The following is a 267-nucleotide window of genomic DNA, read 5'->3' on the forward strand; positions in this document are numbered from 1 at the left end:
GCCTGGTGCACCATGACCGGCGCCGTGTACGCCTGCCATGCCCCTGAACCAAGCGCGAACTCCAGCGAGTTGACGCCGGAGCCGGTGTCGGAGGCGGTGACCGTGACCGTCGCCATCCCCACGTACCGGCCCTGCTCGTCCTTCTCACCGCTCACGCTCGCCGAGGTCTCGGGCGGGGTGGTGTCGTCGCTGGGCGGGGCGACGACGGTGAAGGCGACGGCCTTCTCGGGGGCGGTGTTGCCCGCCTTGTCGGTGGCCCGGTAGCGC

General features: G+C 71.9%; 1 protein-coding gene. It reads right to left on the minus strand.

Annotated elements, in window-relative coordinates; genetic code table 11:
* On the minus strand, positions 1-267 hold a 267-nt coding region (locus tag IEZ01_RS35420; RefSeq protein ID WP_373287703.1), incomplete at both ends, for an OmpL47-type beta-barrel domain-containing protein.

This window comes from Streptomyces purpureus (assembly GCF_014648195.1).
Taxonomy (GTDB): domain Bacteria; phylum Actinomycetota; class Actinomycetes; order Streptomycetales; family Streptomycetaceae; genus Streptomyces; species Streptomyces purpureus.